The following is a 2,893-nucleotide window of genomic DNA, read 5'->3' on the forward strand; positions in this document are numbered from 1 at the left end:
GGCAGGGGGCGGTGTGGCGCCGCGGATACAGACATAGTCCGACCATGCCTTGATCAGACTGTGTCCGACGGGGTCAAAGAGCACGGGGCCGACGTGGAAGCAGTAGCCCTTGCTGGGATCCAGATCAGCAATCTGGATGATGGCCGCGCCGGCGGGCAACCGTTGTACCGGCACTGGGGGAACGTCCGGGGGGTTCGCGGTCTGCACGATCAGATCAGTATCGGTCCGTGAGCCGTTCTGCCAGGTCAGCGTGACCGTCGCTCCAGCGTCATCGGCGCGTAGACCAGTCGGGCGCGCAGCCTGGATGTCGGCGGAGGTGACCGGCGCGGGCGTGACCAGGGATGGCGTGGGGGAGGCCGTCCTGACGGAGGTTGACAAGGAGCGCGCCGGGTTGGGCCGACGCGGAGCGAGGACCGCTATCACCACCAGTGACACGACGATCGCCGCGGTGGCCCCGAGCAGCACCAGAACCCGCCGCGGCCTACCGGCCCGGCCCGATGCCGCTGTGCCAGGGTCCGGCCGGGCCGGTCTGCCTTCCCGGAGCAGGGTGATCTCCTGCATCGCACCGCCCGTGCGGCGGTCGGTATCGGAATCCACGGCAGGGCCCGCTTGTTCATGATCTTCAAGCGTGGCCGGTGCGGGTTGTGGCGGCGGGTCCGGATGCGTGGGCGCGTTGGGAACAGCTTCAGCAACGGCGTCGGGGACGGCCACGGTTTCGCTGCTCTGCCTGGCACCCACAAACGCGCCGGGTACGCCGGGTGCACCGGCCGCAGCTGCGACGTCCTCCGGCACACCGACCGGTTCCGGCGCTATCCGCGGGACGGTGTGGCCGAGGCGTTCGTTGAGGTGCCGGAGGTCCGCGGCGAAGGCGTCGGCGGTCTGTGGGCGCTGTGCCGGGTCGCGTGCGAGCGCGGTCCGCAGCAGGTTCTCCACGGATTCGGGCACGCGCTCACGAGGCAACGCGGGAAGGTCCTGAGTCAGGACGCGCAGCACAATGGTGGCCGGGCTGTCGCCCGGCCGGTATCCGAACGGCGGCGAGCCCGCCAGCATGGCGAACAGGGTCGCGCCCAGCGCGTAGATGTCGGTTGCGACCGACTGTTCCTCGCCCTGGAGGACTTCCGGGGCCGTATAGGACGGCGTGAACGCATCCTGGCTCGTGGATGTTTCCGAGCCCGCCAGGCTCGCGATGCCGAAATCGCTGAGCACCGGTTCATCGGTGTCGGTGAGCAGTATGTTGCCGGGTTTGACATCCCGGTGGATGATTCTGGCCTCGTGCGCGGCGTGCATGGCCTCGGCGATTTTCGCACCGATGTGAAGGGCTTCGTGGGCCCGCATCGGACCGCTGCGCTGGATCCGGTCGGCGACCGAGCCCCGCGGGAGATACTGCATGGCGATGAACGGATGCCGATCCTCCGTCGAGCCAGCCTGGAAAATCGTGATGATATGCGGGTGACCGGTGAGGCGTCCGGTTACCCGGCATTCCCGGGTGAACCGCCGTTCCGCGGCGGAGTCCCGAAGATCGGCGTTGATCACCTTAATAGCCACCGTGCGGTCAAGATGGTCCTGATAGGCAGAGTAGACGGTGCTGAACCCACCGTGCGCAATCACGGTGAAGGACCGATAACCGGGGATCATCGGTATCTCCTCCCCCGGATGACCTGGCTGGGGGCGAGCCGCCCGGCCATGCGCCGGTGCAGCGGCACGACCCGCCGCAGCTGTGCGCGCACCTGTTTCTCGTGCAGCCAGGCCTTGTCGGCCTCGGCGGGGCCGATGCCGTTCGCGGCGAACAGCGCCGTGGTGACGAGATCCGCCAAGGACGCCAGCGACGCTCGGCCGCTGGCGCCGATCCCGGCCGCGGCGATCCCGACTGTCTCAGCCGGGGTGGCCGCGGCCGGGATCGCTATGCCGGCGCCCGCCAAGGCGTCGTGTGTGCTGTGCCAGGCACCGACCACGCGCGTCCGGGGGATACGCGCGCGCCGTCCCCGCCGACGGCGCGCCACCGGCGACCCCGCAGCGGCCGCCAGGTAGCCGAGGGCGCAGGCGAGCACGACAGCGCCGGAGATCACCCCTACGTACACCCGTAACGGGGCGTGACGAACCATCGGCGGAGCGGATGGTGGCGCTGTCGGATACTGCACGGGCACGGCCGCCGCGGCCTCAGCCCGCCGCGCCCGCTCGCTGGACTCCCCCGATGCCGAGGAGGCGACCTCAGTGCCGCCACGCCGCGACTCCTCCGGCGTCGGATAGAACGGCAGCCAGCCCACACCCGCGAAGTCGATCTCCGGCCAGACCAGGACGTCGCCGGTGTGGACGTCCGCTGTCCGCGGCCCACCGGGAAAGGCGAACCCGACCACGACCCGGCTGGGCAGACCCAGCACCCGGGCGGCGACCGCGAACACGGTCGCGAACTGTTCGGAGGTGCCCCGCTGGCTCCTGGTCAGAAAGTAGTTGAGGTGTCCGTAGGTGTGACCAGCCGGCGCAAGCGAATCATAGCTGAAGGTGCCGCGAAGGTACTGTTCCAGCCCGAACGCCTGTTGGAATGGGGTGATCCTCCCAACGGACCCCCGCCGGGCAGCCTCACGCACCGAATCGGGTAGGCCGGGCGGCAGGTAGCGGGCGGCGTCGGCGTCGGCGTCGGTGGCCGGCTGCGACACAGCAAGGGCAGTTGCGTCAGGGATGGTCTGCGGTGCGGACACCACCGTGTACCGGCGGCCGGGACGCACCGGCACGGCGCTGAGCAGAACGCCGCTGTCGACGTCGACGGCCAAGCCCACGCCGTCAAGCCGGACCGGGCGGTCCATGGCGGGCAGCCAGACACCGTCCAAACCGTCGATCTCCACGTCCTGGCGTAGCTCCCCGCTGCGCGGCAGCTCCCCGGCCACCGCCGGGACCT

The 2,893-nt window shown here is 70.1% G+C and carries 2 protein-coding genes; both read right to left on the bottom strand.

Going from position 1 to position 2,893, the window contains the following annotated elements:
* A partial coding sequence (locus tag MJ783_RS14390; RefSeq protein WP_239310949.1) for a serine/threonine-protein kinase occupies nt 1–1,635 on the bottom strand: 1,635 nt, incomplete at its 3' end.
* Nucleotides 1,632–2,893, bottom strand: a 1,262-nt coding sequence (locus MJ783_RS14395) for a transglutaminase domain-containing protein (RefSeq protein WP_239310950.1), incomplete at its 5' end; no start/stop codon positions are given. The genes MJ783_RS14395 and MJ783_RS14390, both read right to left, overlap by 4 nt.

The organism is Protofrankia sp. Cj3 (assembly GCF_917627355.1).
GTDB lineage: Bacteria > Actinomycetota > Actinomycetes > Frankiales > Frankiaceae > Protofrankia.